General features: G+C 60.0%; 1 protein-coding gene. It reads right to left on the bottom strand.

Annotation, left to right across the window (positions count from 1 at the left end; all coding sequences use genetic code 11):
• Positions 1 to 830, bottom strand: an 830-nt coding sequence (locus tag FHX09_RS29400; protein WP_132595353.1) for a transposase, incomplete at its 3' end; no start/stop codon positions are given.
• Positions 831 to 1,144: the final 314 nt, after the last annotated feature.

The following is a 1,144-nucleotide window of genomic DNA, read 5'->3' on the forward strand; positions in this document are numbered from 1 at the left end:
AGCTTGTCGCCAGCCGGCACCGCCTCGCCGGCCAGGACCCGCCGCTCGGTCTGGGCGATGATCCGTTCGATCAGCGGCTTATAGTGGCGGACTTGGGCCTGCCAGAGTTCGACCGCCGGGCCCGCCGCCAAGGGCAGCTGCGCCGCCGCCTGTTCGAGATAGTTCAAGGTGGTGCGCGTGATCCTGAGCAGCGCGCGATAGTGCTGAACTCGTTTCGGACGACCGCGGGTAAATTGGATCGCCCGGGATCGCTTCTTCGCCGCGCGGCAGTGATCGTGCCATGGGATGGCACGACCCTGTGCATCGGCCTGCTGCAACAGCCGCACCATCACTCGCACGCAGTCCCACAAAAGACTGCTGTCGCTCGGTTCGTGCATCAGCGCCGAAGTGACGGTGCTGTCGATGCGCACGACCTTGCCGCGTTCCACCTTGTCCTGCCGCGCGCTCGTCAACAGCACGCGATTGATCGCTTCAAAGGTTTCGGCCCGGATCGCGCTGATCGTCTTGTGCAAGACCGACTTCTTCGGGCTGCATCCCCATGGCAGCCGGGCAAAAGCACGGAATGAGGCGGAATCTTCCAGATGAAAGGCCAGCTCCTCATAACTCAACTGACGGTGTTGTTTGAGCAGGGCGCAACGCAGCACGGCCTCCGCCGGCAGGCCCTCGCGACCGGTCTCCTTGACGCCATGGCGGCGCAGGTCCTGCGCTACCAGCCCGAGCAGATCGCGATGCTCATCCAGCCATTGCGACATCGCCTTCAGTTCACGACCAATCTCGTGTTCGGCGAAAAGATCGAATATATTGGATTGGACGGTGCGTTCTTGGCGCATTGTCGGCTCCGGCGGTTGCGGGTTTGTCTTTAGAATCAATGGCTTGATCTAAAGTATACCTGAAACCGCCGGGCTTTGCCCGCGGAAATATCGCGATTCATCCAATAATTTCAGCGGTTTACCGTTTGTGGACGGACACTAGCTAAAGACCTGCGCCAGATTCGTCGAGCTGTGCCGCCACCATCAAGGCGTGGATGGGCTCGACCCATTTCCAGATGTGCAGGCTGAAAAACGTCCGAACGGAGATGGCGCTACACGTGCTGGCCTACAACATCAAACGGATGATCAATATGATCGGCGCAAAAGCGCTTTTA

Source organism: Rhizobium sp. BK538 (genome assembly GCF_014197575.1).
Lineage (GTDB): Bacteria > Pseudomonadota > Alphaproteobacteria > Rhizobiales > Rhizobiaceae > Rhizobium.